The sequence below is a fragment of the Chitinophaga costaii genome, from assembly GCF_900094705.1.
Lineage (GTDB): Bacteria > Bacteroidota > Bacteroidia > Chitinophagales > Chitinophagaceae > Chitinophaga > Chitinophaga costaii.
Map to the genome: position 1 here is coordinate 61,986 of NZ_FMAR01000014.1, position 22,367 is coordinate 84,352.

18 protein-coding genes are annotated in these 22,367 nt (G+C 48.2%); 9 read left to right on the forward strand and 9 right to left on the reverse strand.

The window, feature by feature from the left end:
* Positions 1–172: 172 nt before the first annotated feature.
* The gene (locus GA0116948_RS16810) at positions 173–1,132 is read right to left on the reverse strand and encodes an electron transfer flavoprotein subunit alpha/FixB family protein (protein ID WP_089714334.1); all 960 of its coding nucleotides are present in this window, start codon (positions 1,130–1,132) and stop codon (positions 173–175) included.
* A gap of 62 nt (positions 1,133–1,194) precedes the next feature.
* Positions 1,195–1,935, reverse strand: a complete 741-nt coding sequence (locus tag GA0116948_RS16815; protein ID WP_089714336.1) for an electron transfer flavoprotein subunit beta/FixA family protein — start codon at positions 1,933–1,935, stop codon at positions 1,195–1,197.
* 91 nt (positions 1,936–2,026) lie between these two features.
* On the opposite strand from GA0116948_RS16815, the gene GA0116948_RS16820 reads away from it, so the two are divergent.
* On the forward strand, positions 2,027–2,344 hold the full coding sequence (locus GA0116948_RS16820; protein ID WP_089714338.1) for a tetratricopeptide repeat protein: 318 nt from the start codon (positions 2,027–2,029) through the stop codon (positions 2,342–2,344).
* 104 nt (positions 2,345–2,448) lie between these two features.
* Complete coding sequence (gene tilS / locus GA0116948_RS16825) at positions 2,449–3,780, forward strand: tRNA lysidine(34) synthetase TilS (RefSeq protein WP_089714339.1); 1,332 nt, start codon at positions 2,449–2,451, stop codon at positions 3,778–3,780.
* Positions 3,781–3,836: 56 nt separating this feature from the next.
* Here the strand turns inward: tilS and serA are convergent, their stop codons facing one another.
* Positions 3,837–5,075 (reverse strand): phosphoglycerate dehydrogenase, encoded by a 1,239-nt coding sequence (gene serA, locus GA0116948_RS16830; RefSeq protein ID WP_089714440.1) that lies wholly within the window; start codon positions 5,073–5,075, stop codon positions 3,837–3,839.
* 301 nt (positions 5,076–5,376) lie between these two features.
* Here serA and GA0116948_RS16835 point away from each other — a divergent pair, with 301 nt between their 5' ends.
* Complete coding sequence (locus GA0116948_RS16835; protein WP_240619256.1) at positions 5,377–6,795, forward strand: serine hydrolase domain-containing protein; 1,419 nt, start codon at positions 5,377–5,379, stop codon at positions 6,793–6,795.
* Positions 6,796–6,835: 40 nt separating this feature from the next.
* On the opposite strand, the gene GA0116948_RS16840 is transcribed toward GA0116948_RS16835, so the two are convergent.
* The 3 genes from GA0116948_RS16840 to thrS all read right to left on the reverse strand — a co-directional run bounded on the left by GA0116948_RS16840 (position 6,836) and on the right by thrS (position 10,825).
* Positions 6,836–7,849: a cation diffusion facilitator family transporter gene (locus tag GA0116948_RS16840; protein ID WP_240619257.1), complete on the reverse strand. Its 1,014-nt coding sequence runs from the start codon at positions 7,847–7,849 to the stop codon at positions 6,836–6,838.
* A gap of 181 nt (positions 7,850–8,030) precedes the next feature.
* Positions 8,031–8,765 (reverse strand): translation initiation factor IF-3, encoded by a 735-nt coding sequence (gene infC / locus GA0116948_RS16845; protein ID WP_089714341.1) that lies wholly within the window; start codon positions 8,763–8,765, stop codon positions 8,031–8,033.
* A 119-nt stretch (positions 8,766–8,884) separates the two neighbouring features.
* On the reverse strand, positions 8,885–10,825 hold the full coding sequence (gene thrS / locus GA0116948_RS16850; protein ID WP_089714444.1) for a threonine--tRNA ligase: 1,941 nt from the start codon (positions 10,823–10,825) through the stop codon (positions 8,885–8,887).
* Between the two features lie 150 nt (positions 10,826–10,975).
* On the opposite strand from thrS, the gene GA0116948_RS16855 reads away from it, so the two are divergent.
* Positions 10,976–12,145, forward strand: coding sequence for a rhomboid family intramembrane serine protease (locus GA0116948_RS16855; protein WP_089714343.1), 1,170 nt, complete (start codon positions 10,976–10,978; stop codon positions 12,143–12,145).
* A gap of 67 nt (positions 12,146–12,212) precedes the next feature.
* Here GA0116948_RS16855 and GA0116948_RS16860 read toward each other — a convergent pair whose 3' ends face one another.
* Complete coding sequence (locus GA0116948_RS16860; RefSeq protein ID WP_240619258.1) at positions 12,213–14,576, reverse strand: TonB-dependent receptor; 2,364 nt, start codon at positions 14,574–14,576, stop codon at positions 12,213–12,215.
* A gap of 11 nt (positions 14,577–14,587) precedes the next feature.
* The gene (locus GA0116948_RS16865; protein WP_089714345.1) at positions 14,588–15,178 is read right to left on the reverse strand and encodes a DUF3347 domain-containing protein; all 591 of its coding nucleotides are present in this window, start codon (positions 15,176–15,178) and stop codon (positions 14,588–14,590) included.
* A 73-nt stretch (positions 15,179–15,251) separates the two neighbouring features.
* Between GA0116948_RS16865 and GA0116948_RS16870 the strand changes: the two genes are divergently transcribed.
* The 5 genes from GA0116948_RS16870 (at position 15,252) to GA0116948_RS16890 (ending at position 20,435) form a co-directional block, all read left to right on the forward strand.
* Positions 15,252–17,171, forward strand: a complete 1,920-nt coding sequence (locus tag GA0116948_RS16870; RefSeq protein ID WP_089714347.1) for an ABC-F family ATP-binding cassette domain-containing protein — start codon at positions 15,252–15,254, stop codon at positions 17,169–17,171.
* Positions 17,172–17,287: 116 nt separating this feature from the next.
* Entirely contained in the window at positions 17,288–17,974 is a 687-nt protein-coding gene (locus GA0116948_RS16875; RefSeq protein WP_089714349.1) for a response regulator, read from the forward strand.
* A complete protein-coding gene (locus GA0116948_RS16880; RefSeq protein WP_089714351.1) occupies positions 17,971–19,341 on the forward strand; it encodes a HAMP domain-containing sensor histidine kinase in 1,371 nt (456 codons plus the stop codon). The genes GA0116948_RS16875 and GA0116948_RS16880 overlap by 4 nt, the downstream gene beginning before the upstream one ends.
* Before the next feature lie 180 nt (positions 19,342–19,521).
* Positions 19,522–20,175 carry an efflux RND transporter periplasmic adaptor subunit gene (locus GA0116948_RS16885; protein WP_089714353.1) on the forward strand — a complete coding sequence of 218 codons (654 nt, stop codon included), beginning with the start codon at positions 19,522–19,524 and terminating at the stop codon, positions 20,173–20,175.
* Positions 20,176–20,252: 77 nt separating this feature from the next.
* The gene (locus GA0116948_RS16890; protein WP_089714355.1) at positions 20,253–20,435 is read left to right on the forward strand and encodes a hypothetical protein; all 183 of its coding nucleotides are present in this window, start codon (positions 20,253–20,255) and stop codon (positions 20,433–20,435) included.
* Positions 20,436–20,714: 279 nt separating this feature from the next.
* On the opposite strand, the gene trhO is transcribed toward GA0116948_RS16890, so the two are convergent.
* Entirely contained in the window at positions 20,715–21,776 is a 1,062-nt protein-coding gene (trhO, locus tag GA0116948_RS16895; RefSeq protein WP_089714357.1) for an oxygen-dependent tRNA uridine(34) hydroxylase TrhO, read from the reverse strand.
* Between the last annotated feature and the right edge of the window lie 591 nt (positions 21,777–22,367).

A 22,367-nucleotide genomic window follows, 5' to 3' on the forward strand; every position in this document is an offset into this window, starting at 1 on the left:
GTTTGTAGAACCGTGAAGTTAAAAAAATAATTTGGCATGTTAAAATATCCACGGTGTATAACCTTGAATACTACACGTTTCGGTTATAAAATATAAAGCAAAGCCCGCACCAAAATGCTAACCGGCAATACTTTCGAGCCAGCCGTATGGTGAAGGCCTTGCCCGTAAACAGTTATTGCAATGCTTTTACTGCTTCGGTGATCTTAGGCACCACTTCAAAGGCGTCGCCTACAATGCCGTAGTCGGCCGCTTTGAAGAAGGGCGCTTCAGGATCTTTGTTGATCACCACGATCACCTTGCTACCGTTTACCCCTGCCAGGTGTTGGATGGCTCCGGAAATACCGATGGCAATGTATAAGTTTGGACGGATGGCAAGGCCGGTTTGTCCTACATGTTCATGGTGAGGCCGCCAACCAGCATCTGCTACCGGGCGGGAGCAGGCCGTAGTGGCACCCAGCGCTTTGGCCAAGTCTTCCACCAGTCCCCAGTTTTCAGGGCCTTTTAAACCCCGCCCTCCACTTACCACGAGGGTGGCTTCCGATAATGGCACCTCACCGGAAATAACTTCCCTTTGCAACACTTTTACTTTAGCAGGGGGAATACTGGTGTTGAAATTCACCACTTCGGCAGTAAGGCCGGAAGGCTCCAGGGCAAAGGTGTTCGGCATTACCGCCACTACTTTTGTGGCCGATGTAATGTTTACACTGGCAAAAGCTTTACCGGAAAACACATTCTTTTTCACCACAAAACCACCTGCGAGGTCGGGCAACGAAATAGCGCCGGTTACCAATCCAGCTTTGAGGCGGGCGGCCACACGGGGAGCAATGGCGCGGCCATCGAAATTAAAAGGGAATACCAGTACATCGGCGCTTTCCTGTGCTGCCGCCTCAGCAATAACATGGGTATAGGCGGCAGCGTCTACTTCATTTAAAGAAGGAGCCGCAACATGCAGCACTTTCGTAACGCCATAGTTGCCCAACGTGGCCAGCGCGGCGTCATCGGCAGCTCCCAGCACAATGGCGGAGGCAGTGGTATGCAGTAATTGGGCCACTTTGGAACCATATTGAATGGCTTCCAGGGCGCTCTTTTTTACAACACCTTCAACCTGGTCTGCAAATATTAAAACGGACATACATGATAAATTTAAGGTAACATGGAATTACCGCGTGGTGGCGGTTTTGAAAGGCAACATGTTTATATCACTTTAGCTTCTTCATGCAGCAGGCGAACCAGTTCTGCAGGATTATCAGCTGGAATAAGTTTCACGCCCGCTTTGGCCGGGGGTAATTCAAAACTTACAATGCTGGTCAGCGTGTCTGCTGCAACCGGCTCACTTACGGTAAGTGGCTTGGTACGGGCTGCCATGATGCCGCGCATATTAGGTATGCGGGCTTCTGCCATCCCTTTTTGGCAGCTTACCACTACAGGCAATGTTACCTGGTTTACCTCTTCCCCACCCTCTATTTCCCGGCGTATGGTGGCGGTATTGCCATTTAATTCAAATTTTGCAGCAATGGAAACAAAAGGTAGCTGTAGCAGTTCCGCTACCATGCCCCCAATGCCAGAGCCATTGAAATCGATAGTTTCCTTACCGGTAAAAATAAGGTCGTAACCCTGTTGGGCTGCCAGCGCGGCTATTTGTGCAGCAATATAATAACTGTCCTGACTGTTGGCATTGATGCGAAATGCTTCATCGCCTCCCAGGGCCAACGCTTTGCGGATAATGGGTTCTGTATCGGCACCGCCTACGGTAACCAGGTGCACGGTGGCACCGGTAGCTTCTTTCAGTTCCAGGGCACGAACCAGGGCATACCATTCGTCGTAGGGGTTGACGATAAATTGAACACCCGCTTCACTGAATTTCGTGTTATTGTCGGTGAACGCTATTTTTGCAGTTGTGTCGGGAGTTTTGCTAATACAAACTAAAATCTTCATGACCTTTAACTGTTTTATTGTTTAAACGCGGTATGGGCAAATATATCCAATTCGGGTATATGAGCAAGCACTGAATAAATTATACTGGGCTATGCAGGCAGACCGGATCTCCCAAATAAAAAAAATGCTGGAAACCAGTCCGCAAGACAGTTTCCTGCAACACGCCCTGGCGTTGGAATATATCAAGCTGAACGACGATGCAGGCGCTCGCGCCCTCTTTGAGTCGGTGCTGGCACACGATCCGGCTTACACCGGCTCATACTACCACCTTGGCAAATTACTGGAACGCCAGGGCGAGCGCAACGCCGCCCAGGCGATATATGAGCAGGGCATGGCTATTGCCAGGGAGCAAAAGGAAAGGCATGCTTATAACGAACTGCAATCTGCCTACGAAGACTTAATGTATTAAAGGGTACCAGGCAACTTTTGGTTTCTTCATGCATGCACGCCTTGGCGGCCTGGCGCCTTCGCTATGCAATAGCTTGTACCTTACACACTATAGATCATTCATTCATGCTGCAACGATTTTTAGCTTACCTACATCAATTACAACTGATTTCACCTACGCAATCCTTACTGGTGGCGGTAAGCGGCGGTGCGGACTCTGTGGCCCTGGCTTACCTTTGCAAAGAAGCCGGGCTTCCTTTCGGGATGGCCCATTGCAATTTCCAATTGAGAGGCGAGGAATCACTGCGCGATGCACACTTTGTTGAGGCGCTTGCCCTGCAACTGGATGTGCCTTTTTTCTCCATCGAATTTCCTACGGTGTCTTATGCAGAACAGCATAAAATTTCTATACAGGTGGCAGCGCGGCAGTTGCGGTACGACTGGCTGGAGCAGGTGCGTACGCAGGAAAATTACACATATGTGGCTACCGCCCATCACCAGCAGGACAATGTAGAAACGGTATTGATGAATCTTTGCAAAGGCACTGGTATAGCGGGGTTGCACGGAATATTACCCAAACAGGGTACCCTGGTACGCCCCTTGCTTTTCACTGATAAAGCTACCCTACTGGCTTACCTGGGCTCACGCCCTTATGTGGAAGACAGCACCAATCACACGGATAAATACACCCGCAATTTTTTTCGCCAGCACGTGATACCCGCTATGCAGGAGGTAATTCCGCAGGCGGTGCAAAATATAAGCCATAGCATTGAACACTTCCGGGATGCAGAAGTGTTATATAAGCAAGCCATTGCATGGCATAAAAATAAGTTGCTGGTACAAAATGGTCCTCATTTCCAGGTAGCCGTGCGCAAATTGCAGAAGGCAGTTCCTTTGCAGACGATCGCATTTGAGTTATTCGCACCCTTCGGCTGTACGCCGGCGCAAACGGAACATATACTACAACTGCTGCAGGCGGAGTCTGGCCACTATGTAGACACGGCTACCCATCGGGTGCTGCGCGACCGCGCCTGGCTGCTGATCCTGCCACATGCTGAGCCAGACAATAGCGTTTTTGTGCTGGAAAATGCCGGCACAACCCTATCAACAGGCACCGGCACATTGCAGGTAAGTAAGGTAGATGTCGCGCCCGCCTCCATCCCGGAAGGACCTCTACTCGCTTATCTGGACGCACAGCAGGTAAAATTCCCCCTACTACTGCGCCGCTGGAGAACGGGCGATTATTTTTATCCATTGGGTATGACGAAGAAGAAAAAGCTAAGTCGTTTTTTTATTGACCAAAAATTGTCGCTAGCCCAAAAAGCGCAGGTATGGGTGGTAGAATCGGATAAACACGTGGTGTGGGTAGTGGGCATGCGAATAGATAACCGGTGTAAGATCACCGCCAATACAGGCGCTCACCTGGTTCTGCAATGGACACCAGCCATCCAATCCTAAAAAAAATGCCGCTCACCTACTGGTAAACGGCATTTACTATGCATTAAATACTATGTTTAGTACAATACCCTGGTCTTAATGGTAGCCGGTACGTCTTTCAAAAATGCCAGCGCATCGGCAGAAAGGTTGCTGTCTACATCCAGCACCACGTAGCCTATCTGTTCGTTGGTTTTTAAATATTGACCCAGGATATTGATTTTGTTGGAAGACAGTGCGGTGTTGATGGCGGAGAGTACACCCGGTACGTTTTCGTGGATGTGAAGAATGCGGTGGGCATGTTCTACTTCCGGCACGCTCAGGGCAGGCACACTGTGTGAGCCAAAGCTGTTGCCGGTTTCCAGGTAAGCCAGCATTTTGCTGCTTACATCCAGGCCAATATTATGTTGAGCTTCCTCCGTGCTGCCGCCAATGTGTGGCGTGAGGATTACATTAGGTAATTTTTGTAAAGGGGAGGAAAAAGCAGCGCCATTTTTCTCGGGTTCCACCGGGAACACATCGATGGCTGCGCCGCTGATATGGCCGCTTTCCAAAGCCGCTTTCAACGCATCCAGGTCTACCACCTCGCCACGGGCATAATTGATGAAAATAGCACCGGGCTTCATCATGGCCAGTACAGGGGCGGTAATCATATTGGTGGTAGCAGGCGTGCTGGGTACGTGCAGCGACACTATATCTGCCTTACTCAAAAATTCTTCGAGTGAACGTATTTGCACTGCATTGCCCAGCGGTAATTTGGTTACAGTGTCGAAGTAAGTGATCTTCATGCCCAGGGCTTCGGCCAGTACGCTCACCTGGCTGCCTATGTTGCCATAGCCAATAATGCCCAAGGTTTTGCCCCGTAATTCATAACTGCCTTTGGCTTCTTTCATCCACACCCCGTTGTGGGCGGCTATGTTTTTGTCGGGAATGCGCCGGATCAGCATGATAGACAAGCCTATCACCAGCTCGGCCACAGAGCGGGTATTAGAGTAAGGTGCGTTAAAAACCGCCACCCCATGGGCTTTGGCGCTGGCCATATCTACCTGGTTGGTACCAATGCAGAAACAACCTACGGCCTGCAATTTTCTTGCGGCGGCCAGCACATTGGCGGTAATTTGCGTTTTGGAACGGATGCCTAACAGGTGAACGTCTTTGATCTCCTGTATGAGCTGCGCTTCACTTAAAGCCCCCGATACCCTGCGTACATTTTCATATCCAGCCGATTTGAACTCTGCTGCAGCAGCGTCGCTAATATTTTCCAGCAGGAGGATGTTGATTTTTTCTTTTGGGTAACTAGTAAGCTTTTGCTGATCCATAAACACAAATTGATGTAAGATAATACTGCCTGCCATGGTTGGCGTAAAAATTGCTCCAATCCGGCTTTGAGGCCACAAACCTAAAAAGTGTTTGGGAATAATCAAACAGCGTTGTTTTAGTATTCGATATTCTCCAAAAAAGCCGAAGGAATGCCTTGTTTTTTGAAGATTTTCGATGATTATTGCTTAAATGTTCCTTAAAAGACAGGGTTTAAGTGAGTTTTATTTGGGAAACATCCGTGAGCGTTCTATATTTAGCGCTTTCAGCAAAAAGTCTCGTTATTTTATTACCGTCATGTTCATGAAGCGATTGAAACCGATTTTAATTTTATTTACGGTATCCGGACTGGTTTTCTGCACTTGTTGCCAAAACAGCGCCGAGGGGAAAAAGGCCGAATCCCGCAAAACGCCCGTTCCTGTTGAAGATACAACTTATACGCTTCATCTTACTCCCGAACAAAAGGCGGCTATTCTGGCCCGCCCCCGTAACAAACAATTGCAGCAAGAGCTTTCCATTTTTTATAATAAGCAGTTACTTCGTACTGGTTTTAACGGGGGTATTATTGTAGCCAAAAAGGGTGTGGTATTGTTTGAACAGTACCATGGCATAGAAGATCTATCCAGCCGGCAGCCTATTTCCGATAGCTCTACTTTTCAGATGGCCTCCGTTTCCAAAACTTTTACCGCCATGGGTATTCTATGGCTGATGGAACATGGTAAACTGAACCTGGACGACAATGTACAGTTATATATTCCCGACTTTCCCTACAATGGGATCACCATCCGCCTATTGCTGAGCCACCGGAGCGGCCTACCCAATTACCTGTATTTCTGCGAAACCATGGTAAAAGATAAAGGCCAGTTTCTGAGCAACCAGGATGTGATAGATCTCATGATCAAAAACAAACCCGCTATACACCGCCCACCCAACCGGGGGTTTGAATATAATAATACCAATTTTATGTTGCTGGGTTCCATCATCGAAAAGGTGAGTGGCATGAAATACGCAGACTTCCTGCAGCAAACTTTTTTCACCCCCATTGGCATGCACAGTACCTTCGTGTACAACCCTACTGCACCTAAACGCCCCCACCAAACGGTGAGCATGCGTGGCAATCGCCAGGAACCAGATACTTATTTCGATGGCGTAATCGGCGACAAAGGCATTTACAGCTCTGTACCAGACATGTTAAAGTGGGACCAGGCATTATATTCTGGCAACCTGTTTAAACCCGAAACGCTGGAAGCGGCTTACCGTGCCTACAGCCACGAGCGCCCTGGTATACGCAACTATGGCCTGGGATGGCATTTGATGATACACCCAGATAGTTCCAAAATTGTGTACCATAATGGCTGGTGGCATGGCAATAACTTAGTATTCACTCGTTTCGTGGAAGACACCACCACCATTATTATCCTTGGAAATAAATATAACACCGGCATATACCACGCCGTGGCACCGATCAGCGAAATACTGGGCCACAGCGATGCCGCCGATGATGGAGAAGACGCCTCCGAAGGTACGCCTACCACCGCGCCCAATGCGCCCATTACGGTAGCCGATTCTTCCAAGAATGCTATACTGACGCCAGTGCCCCGGGTGCCACACCGGAAGAGCAACCTGCATCGCAAAAGCGCAACAACAAAGAAGAAAACAGCGGGCAAGCCATTGCACCGTACTACCACAGGTACTACGACTATAAAAAAGAAGAAGAAATAGTGCATTCCATACCGTAAATAGGATTGCCATGGCACGGAAGTTAGCTTCCGTGCTTTTTATTGGGAAGTACATTTTCGCGGTCCCAGGTGAGTAATTGTTCAAAAGCGAAACTACGCACAGGGCATTCTAAAAGTTTGCAAATCCTGCAAGAAGTAGGCAGACATGGATCGCTGTGGATGAAGTATTCTATTTCACCATGACTTTCCCATTCCTTGGTTACCAGGTGTTCCAGGGATTTCATTTCTTCATGGGCATCGCTGAGCGGCAGGTAAAAAGGAAGGGTTACATGACAGTCCAGGTGATAGTTATTACCGTATTGCTGCACGCGCATATTATGTACATCTATCCAGGTATCGCGGCGATGGGTGTTCAGAACATGAATCAGTTTGTCTACCAATTGCATATCTGTTTCGTCCATGAGTCCGGAAATAGAACGCCGCAATAGTTTATAGCCATTCACTAAAATTACCACGCCCAATAGGATAGATACTGCCGGGTCTACCCAATGCCAGCCAGTGAAGCGCATCAACAGCAATGCTCCTATCAGTGCGCCGCTACTATATACATCGGTCATAATATGCTGGCCATTGCCAGCGATGGTGATAGATGACATGCGTTTGCCGGCGGCTTTCAGGTAAAGAGCCAGCCATAGGTTAGCCAAGGTGGTGGCGATTTCTATCCAAAGTCCGTTGCTAATGTCATCGGGTTTGCGATCCAGAAAAATGTTTTGGCCAGCCTTGAATAAAATGAGGATACCCGCAATGAAGATCATGGCTCCTTCGAAGCCAATGGAGAAGAATTCTACTTTGCCATGACCGTAGGGATGGTTCTCGTCTTTTGGTTTGCCGGCTAGGTAAATGCTGTAACAGGCAAATGCGCCAGCCACCACATTGATGATAGATTCCAGTGCGTCGGAGAGAATAGCCACCGAATGGGTGAGGAAGTAAGCGGCAAATTTAGCTACGGTGAGTACAAAACTTACCACCAGCGATACGGTGATGATGCGCAATTCTTTTTTTACCAAAGCAATCGTTTCTGAGTTGAAGACAGTCATTTAAAATTACGTATCTTTTCTCACATGCCGACAAAGATGCCTTGCTACAGGAGCCTACGCCGGCCATTATGTCCCGGGCAAAAAAAGTGTTGAAAGGACTGCAGGCATAAACTTGCATAAAAAAAACGCCAGACACAGTAATAACTGCGTTTGGCGTTTTGTTTTGTATGAAAATCTACAATTATTCTGGTTTGCTTTCCGTGGTGGCTTGTGGTGCTGCAGCGGGCGCTTTAGACTCACGGGGTGCCTGTCCTTCTTTCGGCTCACGGGGTTCTCTCTGTTCTTTTGGCTCTTTTTCCTTGGCCGCTTTCTTGGCGGCTTTGGGAGCGAAGATCACGATCATACGTTTACCTTCCATCAGCGGCATGCCTTCCAGGGCGCCTACGTCTGCCAGTCGTTCGGCAAATTTCAGCAAGATCAGCTCACCACGTTCTTTAAACATAATGGCGCGGCCTTTAAACTGTACGTATGTTTTTACCTTGTTGCCTTCCCGCAGGAATTTTTCCGCATGTTTGGATTTGAAGTCAAAGTCATGATCGTCGGTATTGGGCGTGAAGCGGATTTCTTTCACCTCGCTTTTGTGCGCCTTCGCCTTCATTTCCTTTTCCTTCTTCTTCTTCTCGTAGAGAAATTTATTGTAATCAATAATGCGGCAAACCGGCGGTACTGCACTGGGGGAAATTTCCACCAGGTCCAGTTGCTGGTCTTCCGCCATTTTCAGGGCGTCGTCCGTCCTGTAAACGCCAGGTTCTACGTTTTCTCCTACCAGTCGCACTTCCGGAACACGGATCATACGGTTAGTACGGTGTTCCTGTTGTTGCTCCCGGCGGAAATTAGGATTACGGCCGCGAAAGTTGTTATTATTGGGACTGGCGCCGGATGGGCGATTAAAACTTGGTCTTGGTCCTTGTTGCATTAAGAAAAATAAAAATTACTAATTAACGAATTTTAAAAATTGAGTCAAAAAGAAAACTGCAATTTGCGTACCCGAATTTATAAAAGTTTTATGTGATTTATATTACACATTCAAAAAAACTATTCGGCGGCAATACGGCTATTTACTTCTTCCTGGATTAAATGGATAAACTGTTCCAAAGGCATAGCGCCAATATCGCCTTTAGACTGGCGGCGCACCGCTACAACATTGTCTGCGGCTTCTTTCTCACCGAGCACCAGCATGTAGGGTATTTTCGCCAATTCTGTATCGCGGATCTTTTTACCGATCTTTTCATTGCGGTCGTCGATCTCGAAACGAATTTCCGATTTTTTTAATAATTCTGCCACTTTTTCTGCATATGCCTGGCTCTTGTCAGAAATCGGCAGCATTTTTACCTGCACCGGCGCCAGCCACAATGGGAACTTACCGGCTACGTGTTCAATGAGTACAGCAATGAAACGCTCCAGCGATCCAAATGGTGCGCGGTGCAGCATGACCGGACGGTGTTTCTGATTGTCTGCGCCGATATACTCCAGTTCAAAGCGTTCCGGCAGGTTATAATCTACCTGAATAGTTCCTAACTGCCACTTCCGGCCCAGGGCGTCCTTCACCATGAAGTCTAGCTTAGGACCGTAAAAGGCGGCTTCGTCATATTCCACCACAGTGTTCAGCCCCTTTTCGGCAGCAGATTCAATGATGGCCTGTTCTGCCAGGTCCCAGTTTGCATCCGTGCCAATATACTTGGAGCGATCTGTCTGGTGGCGCAGAGATATCTGGGCGGTGTAATCCGTAAAATTGAGGCTTTTGAAAACATAAAGTACCAGGTCTATCACTTTCATAAACTCTTCCTTCACCTGGTCTGGGCGGCAAAAAAGGTGGGCATCATCCTGGGTAAAGCCTCGCACGCGGGTAAGGCCATGCAGCTCTCCATGTTGCTCATAGCGGTACACAGTACCAAATTCTGCCAGGCGTACTGGCAAGTCTTTATACGACTTGGGCGATGCTTTGTATATCTCGCAGTGATGCGGGCAGTTCATGGGTTTCAGCAGGAACTCCTCGCCTTCTTCCGGCGTGTGAATGGGCTGAAAACTGTCTTTGCCATATTTCTCATAGTGACCGGAGGTAACATAGAGTTGCTTACTGCCAATGTGGGGCGTTACCACGGGTAGATAGCCGCTATCCATTTGTGCTTTTTGCAAAAATGCTTGCAGTCGTTCCCGCAGCATAGCGCCTTTGGGTAGCCACAACGGCAGGCCCAATCCTACTTTTTCGGAGAAGGTGAATAACTCCAATTCTTTGCCCAGCTTGCGATGGTCGCGCTTCTTAGCCTCTTCCAGCAGGTAAAGGTATTCTTCCAGTTCTTTGGCATTGGGAAAGGTAACACCATAGATACGGGTGAGCATTTTGTTTTTCTCATCCCCTCTCCAATAAGCGCCGGCTATGCTGGTAAGCTTAATGGCCTTAATGAAACTGGTGTTGGGAATGTGTGGGCCACGGCACAGGTCTGTAAACTGACCCTGGGTATAAAAAGTAATTTTGCCGTCTTCCAGGTTTTGGAGCAGGTCTATTTTGTAGGGATCTTCTTTAGCATTAAAATAGGCCAGGGCTTCGGCCTTGGGTACATCGCGGCGCTGGTACACACTGGCTTTTTTAGCCAATTCTGCCATCTTCACTTCTACCTTGCGGAGATCTTCCTCGGTGATCTGGCGATCGCCCAGGTCTATATCGTAATAGAAACCTTTTTCTATAGCGGGTCCTATACCGAATTTGGTACCGGGGAATATGGCTTCCAGCGCTTCAGCCAGCAAGTGGGCAGAAGAATGCCAAAATGTAGATTTACCTTCCAGGTCGTCCCATGTCAGTAGCTGGAGCGTAGCATCGGTTTTAATGGGGCGTGTGGCATCCCACACCTCGCCATTGATTTTTGCGGCCAGTACCTTACGCGCCAGTCCTTCACTTATAGACTTGGCAATGTCCAATGCAGAAACGCCCGCTTCATAGGGACGTACTGCTCCATCCGGAAAAGTAATGTTAATCATATTTTTTTGATAGCCATGGGTCTTTGCCACCCATGATCGATGATAATGAAATGCTCGCGAAGTTAGTGAAAAATTACCGCCATCGCGTTGCAGTTGAGCATTTAAAATTTATCTATACATTTACCGCCGTACATAAGATGTGTTCTCGATATGGATTCCAGACCCGGTAGTTTTAAAGTTTATTTTGTTCCTTACCTAACGGCAGCCATCCTTTTCATAGGCGGTTATTTTTGGGGGTTTCACTACTTAAGCCAGCAGCCTGGCTTTCCGGCCTCTTCCGAAACGATAAGGATATGGGCGCCCATTGTGCTGGTGTTCATCCCTACCCTGCTGCTGCGGCCCCTGGCTTTGCGCCTGGTGCATAAGGAAAGCCAGGCACCACTTACCTTTAATTTGCTTTTTTCCAGCGCGCTGGGTATGGCCCTGCCGCCGTTGTTATGGGGTATGGGTTATGATCTGCTGTATGTGGTGCTAGCTTTTGTGCTGGGCATGGTAGGCGTGGTATACCTGCTCCGGCAGGCAGCGGTGAAAGTGCCCGCCCGTACACAGGTACCGATCAGCCACAACAGCCCTTACCATGACGCGGTACCGGTGCATGATGATGGTCATGCGTACTCCCATGGTACTAACGGGCATAGTACACCGCCGCCCCGTTTCCAGCCAAGACGGCGCGCGCAAAATATACTTTATAACTTCGTTCCCCGCCAGGGTTATTTCGTAACGCCCATCCTCATTGATATAAATGTGGTGGTATTTCTACTAATGTCGTGGCAGGCCCGCAGTATCTTTAGTTACCCAATGGAAATGCTGCTGCAATGGGGAGCCGATAATGGTCCTTTGGTAGTGGCCGGGCAATACTGGCGCGTACTTACCAGCACTTTTCTGCATGGCGGGGGCCTCATTCACATTTTCTCCAACATGTACGCACTCATGTTTGCTGGTATTGTACTGGAACCTGTACTGGGCATTCGCAGGTACACTTTTATGTACCTGATGGCCGGCATCGTGGCCAGCATTACCAGCATCGTAGTACATTGGAACGTAGTGGGTACTGGCGCATCGGGGGCGGTGTTTGGCATGTACGGTGGGCTTATTGCACTGATGGTGGGTAAGATCCCCTCTCCCCACCTGGATCGTATTGCCATGGGCAGCATGGTGTTTTTTGTGGCCTATAACCTGGCCTTTGGTATGATTCCCGGCATTGACAATGCAGCGCATATTGGAGGTCTGGTAACCGGCTTCCTGATTGGTTTACTGTATTTGCCGGGGCTTCGCAAGCAAGACAGGTTACAACGGCAACGCATATACGGTGCTGATTAAGCATAATTTAATTGAAAGGCCAGCCGTTGTTGAAACGATAGCTCACTTTACATCTCATGCCCCCTCCTTAAAATTTAAAGTTCCAGGTCACCGAAGGAATGATGGGAAACAGGGATACCTGTTTGGCGGTCACCTTCAGATTGTCTGTCTGGGGGCTTCCCGACTGATCGAAATACAGGAAATAAGGATTTTGCCGGCTGTAGGCATTGTAAATAGAAAACGCCCAACTGCCCTGTACGCGCCGGTTAGGGTGCTTGCGAGGTTTATAAATGGCGGAAAGGTCTAGCCGGTGGTAGGCTGGCAGGCGGTAGGCGTTGATAGCACCCGTTTGCTGAACGAGTGTGTTTTCGATGAAGAAAAAATGCTCGGGCAAAGTGGTGGTATTGCCTGTGGCAAAAATAAACACCCCTGAAAAACTCCAATGCTCATTGAGTTCGTACATGCCCACTACACTCAGGTCGTGGCGGCGATCGTATTTGGCAGGAAATTTTTTGGCATCGTTCAGATCAGGAAATAGACGCCAGGTCCAGGCAAGAGTATACCCTATCCAGCCTGTGAGGCGGCCCTTTATCTTGTGAATAAAAAACTCTGATCCGTAAGACCACCCTTTGCCAAATACAAAATCCTGCTCCGGGTCATCGATCGTGGGTGTGTAACCCTGCCGGTATTCTACCTGGTTTTGCATGTATTTATAATAGGTTTCCACGGAGGTTTCCCAGGTGTTATCGTCAAAGTTCAGGAAATATCCCAGCGCATACTGGTCGGCCACCTGCGGCTTCACATGCCACGTACTGGGTACCCAAATGTCGGTAGGCAGCGTGGTACCGGAATTGCTGACCAGGTGTATGTATTGGTTATTGCGGTTGTAGGCGAGCTTAATGGAATTGCGGTTGTTCCAAGCGAAACGCAGGGTGAGCCTAGGTTCCAGCCCACCGTAATATTTTACAAACTGGCCGTTGTTGTAGGTAATACTGTCTGTTTTTGCACCTATGCTGTTTTCGATATAATACTTATAGGGTCCTACTTGTTGAAAGCCACTATAACGTAGTCCTACATTTAGTTGGAGGCTGTTGGATATTTCCCAGTCGTCCAGCACATAAAGGGCTACCTCGTGGGCATTTTTCTTGAAAGGATTATCGGGATTAAACACCGTGGAGTCCTGGCCGCCGGTCACGGAAGAAGGAATGAAGGTGTGATAAATATAATTGCCGCCAAACTTCAGGTGATGTTTAAAACTGGCGAAGTAATCGAAATCCATCTTGCCGTTTACATCCCGGATGGCAGAGTTCAGGCGGGCTTTATAAGAGTTTTCTGAAGCGCCGAAACTAAAGGAATAATCATTGTACAAAAACGACGTATTGCTAAACAGGCGTTGACTGTACACGTGGTTCCAGCGTAGCGTAGCCGTGGTATTGCCCCAGGGAATGTGTACGTTAAAATTTCGTTGCCCATTCACGAAATTAAATACGTCCCGGCCCAGGTAAGCACTGAGGTATAGCCGGTTTTTATCTGAAAAGGTATAATTGGCCTTCGCGTTCAGGTCATAAAAATAATAACCGGAGCCATAGAAGGAACTGCTTTTAGCGACAAAAGGCTTCACCAGCAAATCGATGTAAGTACGGCGGCCCGATACCATGAAGGAGGCTTTGTTTTTTTTAATTGGTCCTTGCAGGGAAAGCCGGGAGGCGATGAAGCCAATGCCACCTTCCCCCTGGAACTGCTTATTATTGCCGTCTTTCATGGTAATATCTACTACGGAAGAAAGCCGCCCGCCATAGTTAGCAGGCATACCACCCTTGATAAGCGTGGTGCTTTTGATGGCGTCTGCATTGAACACGGAAAAGAAGCCGAAAAGGTGGCCGGTGTTATAAACCGGGGCTTCGTCCAGCAGGATAAGGTTTTGATCGGATCCACCACCGCGCACGTAAAAACCAGCGTTCCCTTCGCCGGCAGATTGTATGCCGGGCATCAGTTGTAAAGACTTCAGGATATCCACTTCCCCCATCAATGCAGGTAGTTTTTGGGCCTGGGCAGTGGTAAGCTCTACCCGGCCCATGTCGGTATTTTTTACATTTTCATCCTTGCGTTTGCTGGTTACCACCACTTCACGTGCCTGGTATTGTGCAGGCCACAATGTTGCGCTCAGCTGTAGGTTGCGGTCTACATGCAGGAAATGTTCCTGCGTTTGATAACCGAGATAGGAAAATACCAGCGTGTAATCGCCGGGTGCTACTTGCAGGGCGTAAAAGCCGTAGTGATTGCTTTGTACGCCCTTCGATGTGTTTTTCAGTGCAACCGTGGCACCGATGAGGGTTTCTCCATTAGTGCTATCGCGCAGGTAGCCACTAATGGTATAAGTCTGGGCCATAACGCCCATCCAGCCCAGTAGGCCACCCATTAAGCAAGCCAGCAGTTTAGGAAGATAGGCCATGGTAAATATTATTACCGGGCAGACACTGAATGAAAATGCAGTGTATCCGTAATGATAGTGCCCGTTGATCGTTTGCCAGTATACGGGTTTTCCGTACCGGAAGACGTTTCGCTTAACCAATAAGCGCCCGTCTTATTGGCCGTTCCACTGTCGCTTATCCGGTAAAGAGTACTGCCTTTCCACCCGGTGAGCTGCACCAAATCTAAACACATATCAGAAACCATGAAAAAAGCGTCCCGTTTGTCTGCCAGGGTAGACTCCCCTGCCAGCCCATCTAGTTCTGCGCTAATACTGCCCGTGGAGCCTTCCACGCGTTTCAGCGAATCGCTGTTCATCGCCAGTGTTTTCAGCGGCAGGCTGTCCAGCTTTTGCTGCATGCGCCGGGCGGCTGCATTAGCGGCAGCGGTATCTTCCCGGGCCAGGGCGTTGCGCAATTGGTCATAAGCTACCAGCACCTCTTGCAGCGAATCATAAAAAACGGCTGCAAAAGGGGCTTTATAAAGATTACGCTCCTGCGTGGCCGCCGTGGGCTGAGGATGTTGGCAAGACAGGACCAGCATTGTAGCCAATAACATGCCAGTAGCAAGCGGGCGTAGGATCATAGGATTACCATTTTAACAAATATAATACCTCGGCACTATTTCGTACCTTTGCACGCATTATTTGAATTTATTTATGCTGATTGCATTACAAGACATTACGTTTGAATTTGGGGCACGGGTAATATTGGAAAATTCTTCCTGGCATATTAACTCCGGCGACCGTGTAGGACTCATTGGCCTTAATGGTACTGGTAAGTCTACCCTGCTGCGTATCATCAATGGAGAATATTCCGTATCTAAAGGGTCCGTGAATAAGATTAAAGGTCTTACCATTGGGTTCTTTAACCAGGACTTGCTGAGTTTCGAGACAGATGAATCTATCCTAAAGGTAGGTATGACTGCCTTTGCAGCCGCCGTAAAACTGGAAAAAGAACTGGAAGCGCTGACCAAACGCCTGGAAACAGACGAAAGCGAGGCCCTGCTGCTGGAATACAGTGAAAAATTACACGAGTTCGATACCATGGGTGGCTATACCATGGAGCATAAAACCGCCCAGGTGCTGGAAGGCCTTGGCTTCAGCACCAACGACCTGTCGCGCCCCTACAGCGAGTTTTCGGGTGGCTGGCGTATGCGCGTGCTGCTGGCCCGCCTCATCCTGCAACAGCCAGACGTGCTGATGCTTGATGAACCCACGAACCACCTGGATCTTCCCTCCATTGAATGGCTGGAAAAATACCTGGTGGGTTACAACGGCGCGGTGATCATCGTTTCGCACGACCGTTACTTTTTGGACCGGATGGTAAATAAGATTACCGAAGTATACCAGCAGGAACTTCACCACTACAGCGGCTCCTATGAAGATTATGAAATAGAAAAAGCCCTGCGGGTGGAAATGCAAACCAGGGCTTTTGAAAACCAGCAGGAATACATCCGCCAGCAGGAACGTTTCATTGAACGTTTTAAGGCCAAGGCTTCCAAGGCCGCACAGGCACAGAGCGCTATGAAGCGCCTGGACAGACTGGAACGCGTGGAGCAAGCCGATGGCGGCCCCTCCAAGATCCGCATTAACTTTAACGTAGATCGCCAGCCGGGAAAGATCCTTTGTACACTCAAAGACATTACCAAGAAATTTGGCACCCTCACCATTTTGGAACATACCGGGGCAGAGATAAACCGCGGCGATAAAATTGCCCTGATCGGCGCCAATGGTAAAGGTAAATCTACCTTGCTGCGCGTTATTGCCGGTACCGAACCCTTCGAGGGTGAGCGTATCCCCGGCCATAACGTAGTCACCAGCTTCTACGCCCAACACCAACTGGAATCGCTGACGCTGGATTACGAAATCATTGAAGAACTGAAAAGCTGTGGCAGTGGCCGTTCCGAACAAGAACTACGTGGGCTGCTGGGCTGTTTCCTCTTTAGTGGCGACGACGTATTTAAAAAGATCCGCATCCTTTCCGGGGGAGAAAAAGCCAGGGTAGCATTGGCCAAAACCATCATCAGCCAGGCTAATTTCCTCATGCTGGATGAACCGACCAACCACCTGGATATGAACTCCGTACAGATGCTCATTGACGCATTGGATAAATATGAAGGCAGTTTGGTACTCGTATCGCACGACCGTTATTTTGTGGCCAATACAGCTAACAAAATTTGGGAAATCGTAGACGGTGAAATCAAGGAATTTAAAGGCAGTTATGCCGAATGGGAAGAGTTTAAAAAACGCCAGGCCGCTGCAATGGCCCCCGGAAAGCCAGATAAAAAAGAGAAAGCCGCTCCTGTAGCCGCTCCCAAGCCGCCGGTGAGCAATGATCAGAAAAAAGAAATTTTGCAGCAACAGAAACAGTTTCAGCAACTGGAAAATCAACTAGCTACGCTGAATGCAAAAAAAGAACAATTAGGCAATGAATTGGCCAACCCTGCCATTTACGCCGATAAGCAAAAATACAAAGAGGTAGAAGCCGCATTCAACAAAGTGAACAAAGAGCTGGAAGTAGCCAATAAGCAATATGAACAGGTATTTGAACGCCTGGTGGAACTCGGCGAAGCATGATAACATTATAAGGTTTAAACAATAGAAAGCCACCTGTGCAAGCGGGTGGCTTTCTTGCAGATAGCCGCAATTGCTAATGTTTAAGTATATTCGGTTTCGATTAATCGATCATATCCATGCATAAATTACTGGTAGTTGAAGATGAAGTAAAGGTGGCCAATGCGGTGAAACAAGGCCTGGAAGAAAACGGCTTTGAAGTAGACGTGGCCTACGATGGCCGCATGGGCAAAAGCCTGGCATCGAACAACGATTATGATTTAGTGATCCTGGATCTGAACCTGCCCCATGCCAATGGCTACGAGCTGTGTGAGGTAATCCGCCGAAAGAACAGCCGGGTACCCATCATCATGCTTACTGCCTTGGGCGGTGTAGAGGATAAAATGCAGGCCTTTGAGCTGGGCGCAGATGATTATCTAGTAAAACCTTTTGATTTCCGGGAATTGCTGGCCCGCATCCGCGTATTCCTGAAACGGATGGGTACCGATGCCCCGCTCAATAACCAGTATAAAATTGTGATTGCCGACCTGGAAATAGACCGGGAAAAAAAAGAGGTGCGCCGTGGCGGCAACAAGATTGCCCTTACCGCCAAGGAATACCAACTCCTGGAATTTTTGGCCCTGCATAAAGGTAAGGTGATCTCTAAACTCACCATCGCCGAAAAAGTATGGGATATTAATTTCGACACCGGCACCAATGTGATTGAAGTATACATGAATTTCCTGCGTAAAAAGATAGATAAGGATTTCGATAATAAATTGCTGCACACCAAAACCGGCATGGGTTATTATCTGGAGGAAGGATGAAGATAAAATATAAAATAGCCCTCTATTACACCGTCTCCGCAGCCCTGGTACTGGTGGCCTTTGCAGTACTGGTGTATTATTTTTCATCCCAGCAGCGGCAGGCCGAATACCAGGAGCGCATGGAATACCGTGCGCATTCCATTGCCAACGTGATCATCGAAGGCCAGAAGGTTAAGGTAGATCTGCTGCGCCGCCTGGAGCGCACCACCTTCCAGGATCTGTATAAAGAATCTATTCTGGTATACAACCCCTCCTACGATCTTATTTACTCCAATCTCAAAGATACCGCCATCATTACACCCCGCGCCAAACTGGATTACATCAAAAAGAACAAGCGTTTTTTTTATGAAAAGGCGAATGCGGAAGAAATCGGCATATACCATACCAGCGGTAGGGTTTCTGTTATTGTAATTGTTTCTTCTTTTGATAAGTATGGCTACCTGAGCCTCCAAAACCTGAAAAAGATTTTGCTGGTAGGACTCTTCACCGTAGTGGTGTTCCTGGTTGTTATTGGCTATATCTTTGCGCGCAAAATGGTGCAACCTATAGACCGCCTGGTGCAGCAGGTAGACAGTGTGAATGCCAACAACCTGCAAGGTACCCGGGTAACCAGCGAAGGCCGTGACGAGATAGCCTTGCTGGCGGCCAATTTCAATACCATGCTGCAAAGGCTCAGCGATTCTTTCGACCTTCAAAAGAGCTTTGTAAGCAATGCCTCCCACGAGTTAAGAACTCCCCTGGCGGCCATGATCAGCCAGTTGCAGGTAACGCTTTCCAAACCCCGTGGCGCCGACGAATATGAGGAAGTGCTTTCCAGCGTACTGGAAGACGCCGAAAATCTCTCCGATCTTTCCAATGGCCTCCTGCAACTGGCCCAATCGGAAATGAGCCAGCAGGAAGTAGTGTTCCGTGCCGTGCGGATAGACGAGTTGCTGCTGGAAATGCCCCACCTCATAAAACTTAAACAAAAGAACGATAGCAAAATAGATATCCAATTCCTGAAAGTGCCGGAAAACGATGAAGAGGTAACATGTATGGGCAATGAAAGCCTCCTGAAAGTACTGTTTCTGAACCTGCTGGACAATGCCTGTAAATTCTCTGCAGACAATAGCGCACAGGTTTCTATCGACTTCTACCCCCAGAACATCATTATCCGGATAAGAGACAATGGCATAGGCATTGCCCTGGCCGACCAGCACCTGATCTTTGAGCCGTTTTATAGAGGTGAGAACGCACTTCAGGTACGCGGCCACGGCCTGGGGCTTTCCATCTGTAAACGCATAGTCCTCATCCACAAAGGCCATATCTCCGTCAGCTCCGCAGCAGGGCAAGGCACCACCTTCACCGTAACAGTGCCACATTTGTAGAAGGGAATGTATTAAGTCTCAGAAAATAACTACCTGCATGCCGCCACTTATTACATTGCTATTTATCACATTTTAAGCTCATTTTAAGTCTGGTTAAAGCCTCCTTTAATTCCTGGTGATGACATTTGTATGGTCAAAAGCGACAGGGTTACCACGACGCGATGGCTTAAATTGAAGTGCATGAAATGGCCTGTAATTGTTGTAAGTCTTTTTACCGTAGTGGCCATGGCCGCTTGCAAACAGCGGTACAGACCTGCAACAACCGGGGAGGTGAAAGCCACCTTTGTGATGAGTGATACCATGCTGCACCACATTACTGTAGATACTGCCATTTGCGCTCCTGTTATGAATGTATTACAATTACATGGCACCGTTATTAGCGTGAAAAAAGCCCAGGCCACAGTTGTTGCCCACATTCCCGCTACAGATCTTTCCAAGTTGAAGCAAGGCATGACCATAGCGGTTACCACCGACTTTATACCACAGCATACTTACACCGGCCATATTAGCCGGCTCAGTACAAATGCAGTCCAGGTGATAATAAGCCTTCTATCTGGTGAGCCGCCTTTACAGCAGGCTACACCCGCTACGTTTCAGTTGCAATGGCCAGATAGTAACCATATGATTGCTATACCGGCATCGGCGGTGATCTACGACAAGCATAAAAAGAAAAGTTTCGTAATGGTGTTCCGCGACCGGTTTAACATTGATAAACGCCAGGTATGGACATTCAAGTCGCTGGACAATACCAGTTACATCAGCAGCGGGCTGGATGAGGGAGAAAAAGTAGTGAGTACCGATCAGCAATACATTTACGACGCCATGAGCCGCTAGGCGTCTTCTAAATCCGGACTGTTTTAAAAAAATATCAGTTAAAAAATTTATTCATCATCATTCAAAAACATCAGACTATGAAAAAGTTCATGTATGTACTGGCTGCTGCCGCTATCGTTACTTTCTCTGTAAACGCCGCTTCTGCTCAGAAAAAAGAAAAAGCTGCTAAAACTGAAGCTGCTGCTGCTGACACCACTGCTAAGAAAGCACACGTGCACAAAGCTAAAGCCCCTAAAAAAGAAGCAGCTCCAAAAGCTTAATTCAACCTTCATTTTAGTTCGCATATAGGTTGATATAATCACATACGGTTCACGCCGCATGTTATAATACGCCGCCCCCCGTACTTAATAATACGGGGGGCGGTTTTTTTATGCGTATTTTATTATTTGCCTAAGTCAATGATAAGGTCAAATAATTTTCCCTAACCAGTTAATTGTCAATTATTATCTCTTTTCTTTATGCCCGTAAAAAATAACAACGCCGCCATTCCAGGGAACAGCGGCGTTATTTGTATCATTTTTACAGGAGGGTATCTTCGTTTATTCCTCCCCGTTATCCATCCTGGCCCGAAGCTCTTCTAGCCTGGGGCGGAGGCGTTCTTTCGCCTTGTTAAAAATCAGGTTTCCTTTGTCAATACCTGCCCGGTAAGCTTTCTGTTCTTCTTCCGGCAAGTGCAGGATGTGTTGGCATTCGTCGCTACAGCAGCCTTCATATTTAGTGGCGCAGGCATCGCATTGCAGGAACAGCAGGTGGCAGCCGTCGTTTACGCAGTTAGTATGTGTATCGCAGGGAGCACCGCACTGGTGGCAGTGGCTGATAATATCGGGTCCTATGCGCTCACCGAGGCGGGCGTCAAATACGAAATTTTTGCCCAGGAATTTGTTGGGAAGACCCTGCTCCTTAGCTTTGTTGGTGTATTCAATAATACCGCCTTCCAGGTGGTATACATTTTTAAAACCCTTGTGCAGCAAATAGGCAGATGCCTTTTCGCAACGGATGCCACCCGTACAATACATGACAATGGGCTGGTCTTTTTTATCCTGCAACATTTCTACGCTCATGGGCAATTGTTCCCTGAAAGTGTCGGAAGGAATTTCAATGGCCCGCTCAAAGTGTCCTACCTCGTATTCGTAATGGTTGCGCATATCTACTATTACGGTGTTGGGATCGGAGGTGAGGGCGTTAAAGGCCTGGGCATCCAGGTACTGGCCCCGCTTCAGGATGTTAAAAGAAGGATCTTCAATACCATCGGCCACTATCTTTTCCCGGACCTTCACCTTCAGCACCCAGAAAGAGTGTCCGTTGTTGTCCACCGCTTTATTTAGCCGGATGCCATTCATGAAAGGGAAAGCGTAAAGGAAATCCCGCACAGCGGATTCGTGATGGGCGGGAATGCTGATCTGTGCGTTAATACCTTCGTGGGCCACATAGATGCGGCCAAAGACGGCCAGCTTAAATAAACCTTCGTACAATTGGTCCCTAAACGCCTGGGGATCTTCAATGTGGGCGTACTGGTAAAAAGAAATGGTGAGGCGGGTAAATGTTTCTGCGGCGAGGCGGCGTTTCAGCTCCTCAGCAGACACGCGGTTGTGCAATATCATGTTTAAATTTGAAATTTTAAGGACAGACGTCGGCTGAACAAAATTTCACCAGTTCCACTGGGAACTGATTTAGCGGGGCAAAGGTACAAAAAAGCGCTGTGTAGAGAGGGATAAAAATCCTCCCTGTCTCCGGCGGGTAAGACAGGTTGAGGGGCATGTGGGGTATTACTTATCCGGGTAACGGCTATTGTTGCCGCTCTACCTCGCGAGACCAGTCGCGCAATAGCGTGATCAGGTATACGGCGGCGGCGCTCATAATGAGCAGGTAGCCAACAAACCTGGTGATCATAAAAAATTGGAACCCCGGCAACCGTAAAAAACTCGCAGCAACAGCTATTACAGCCAACGCTATCCCTACGACAAACGTGATTAGGAGCCACTTTCTCATATGTTCCTGTTTAAAGGATGCAGTAAATATTCTAAGCAGTACTATGAAGATAACACTTACGTAGTATAATTACAAAAAAGAAGTTGTGGAAATTTTCCCCGGAAAACACCCGTTCGCCTCACCCGGGAAATGGCATTCCGCCAATGCCAAAAATCCAGGAAACCAATACTTTTTCTAACTGCCTGATAACGACTAACTATCAT

Bases quoted from the DNA above. Each gene is read 5' to 3' on its own strand.
- GA0116948_RS16810 (WP_089714334.1), bottom strand. From the start codon at position 1,132: ATGTCCGTTTTAATATTTGCAGACCAGGTTGAAGGTGTTGTAAAAAAG.
- GA0116948_RS16815 (WP_089714336.1), bottom strand. From the start codon at position 1,935: ATGAAGATTTTAGTTTGTATTAGCAAAACTCCCGACACAACTGCAAAA.
- GA0116948_RS16820 (WP_089714338.1), top strand. From the start codon at position 2,027: ATGCAGGCAGACCGGATCTCCCAAATAAAAAAAATGCTGGAAACCAGT.
- tilS (WP_089714339.1), top strand. From the start codon at position 2,449: ATGCTGCAACGATTTTTAGCTTACCTACATCAATTACAACTGATTTCA.
- serA (WP_089714440.1), bottom strand. From the start codon at position 5,075: ATGGATCAGCAAAAGCTTACTAGTTACCCAAAAGAAAAAATCAACATC.
- GA0116948_RS16835 (WP_240619256.1), top strand. From the start codon at position 5,377: ATGAAGCGATTGAAACCGATTTTAATTTTATTTACGGTATCCGGACTG.
- GA0116948_RS16840 (WP_240619257.1), bottom strand. From the start codon at position 7,849: ATGACTGTCTTCAACTCAGAAACGATTGCTTTGGTAAAAAAAGAATTG.
- infC (WP_089714341.1), bottom strand. From the start codon at position 8,765: ATGCAACAAGGACCAAGACCAAGTTTTAATCGCCCATCCGGCGCCAGT.
- thrS (WP_089714444.1), bottom strand. From the start codon at position 10,825: ATGATTAACATTACTTTTCCGGATGGAGCAGTACGTCCCTATGAAGCG.
- GA0116948_RS16855 (WP_089714343.1), top strand. From the start codon at position 10,976: ATGGATTCCAGACCCGGTAGTTTTAAAGTTTATTTTGTTCCTTACCTA.
- GA0116948_RS16860 (WP_240619258.1), bottom strand. From the start codon at position 14,576: ATGGCCTATCTTCCTAAACTGCTGGCTTGCTTAATGGGTGGCCTACTG.
- GA0116948_RS16865 (WP_089714345.1), bottom strand. From the start codon at position 15,178: ATGATCCTACGCCCGCTTGCTACTGGCATGTTATTGGCTACAATGCTG.
- GA0116948_RS16870 (WP_089714347.1), top strand. From the start codon at position 15,252: ATGCTGATTGCATTACAAGACATTACGTTTGAATTTGGGGCACGGGTA.
- GA0116948_RS16875 (WP_089714349.1), top strand. From the start codon at position 17,288: ATGCATAAATTACTGGTAGTTGAAGATGAAGTAAAGGTGGCCAATGCG.
- GA0116948_RS16880 (WP_089714351.1), top strand. From the start codon at position 17,971: ATGAAGATAAAATATAAAATAGCCCTCTATTACACCGTCTCCGCAGCC.
- GA0116948_RS16885 (WP_089714353.1), top strand. From the start codon at position 19,522: ATGAAATGGCCTGTAATTGTTGTAAGTCTTTTTACCGTAGTGGCCATG.
- GA0116948_RS16890 (WP_089714355.1), top strand. From the start codon at position 20,253: ATGAAAAAGTTCATGTATGTACTGGCTGCTGCCGCTATCGTTACTTTC.
- trhO (WP_089714357.1), bottom strand. From the start codon at position 21,776: ATGATATTGCACAACCGCGTGTCTGCTGAGGAGCTGAAACGCCGCCTC.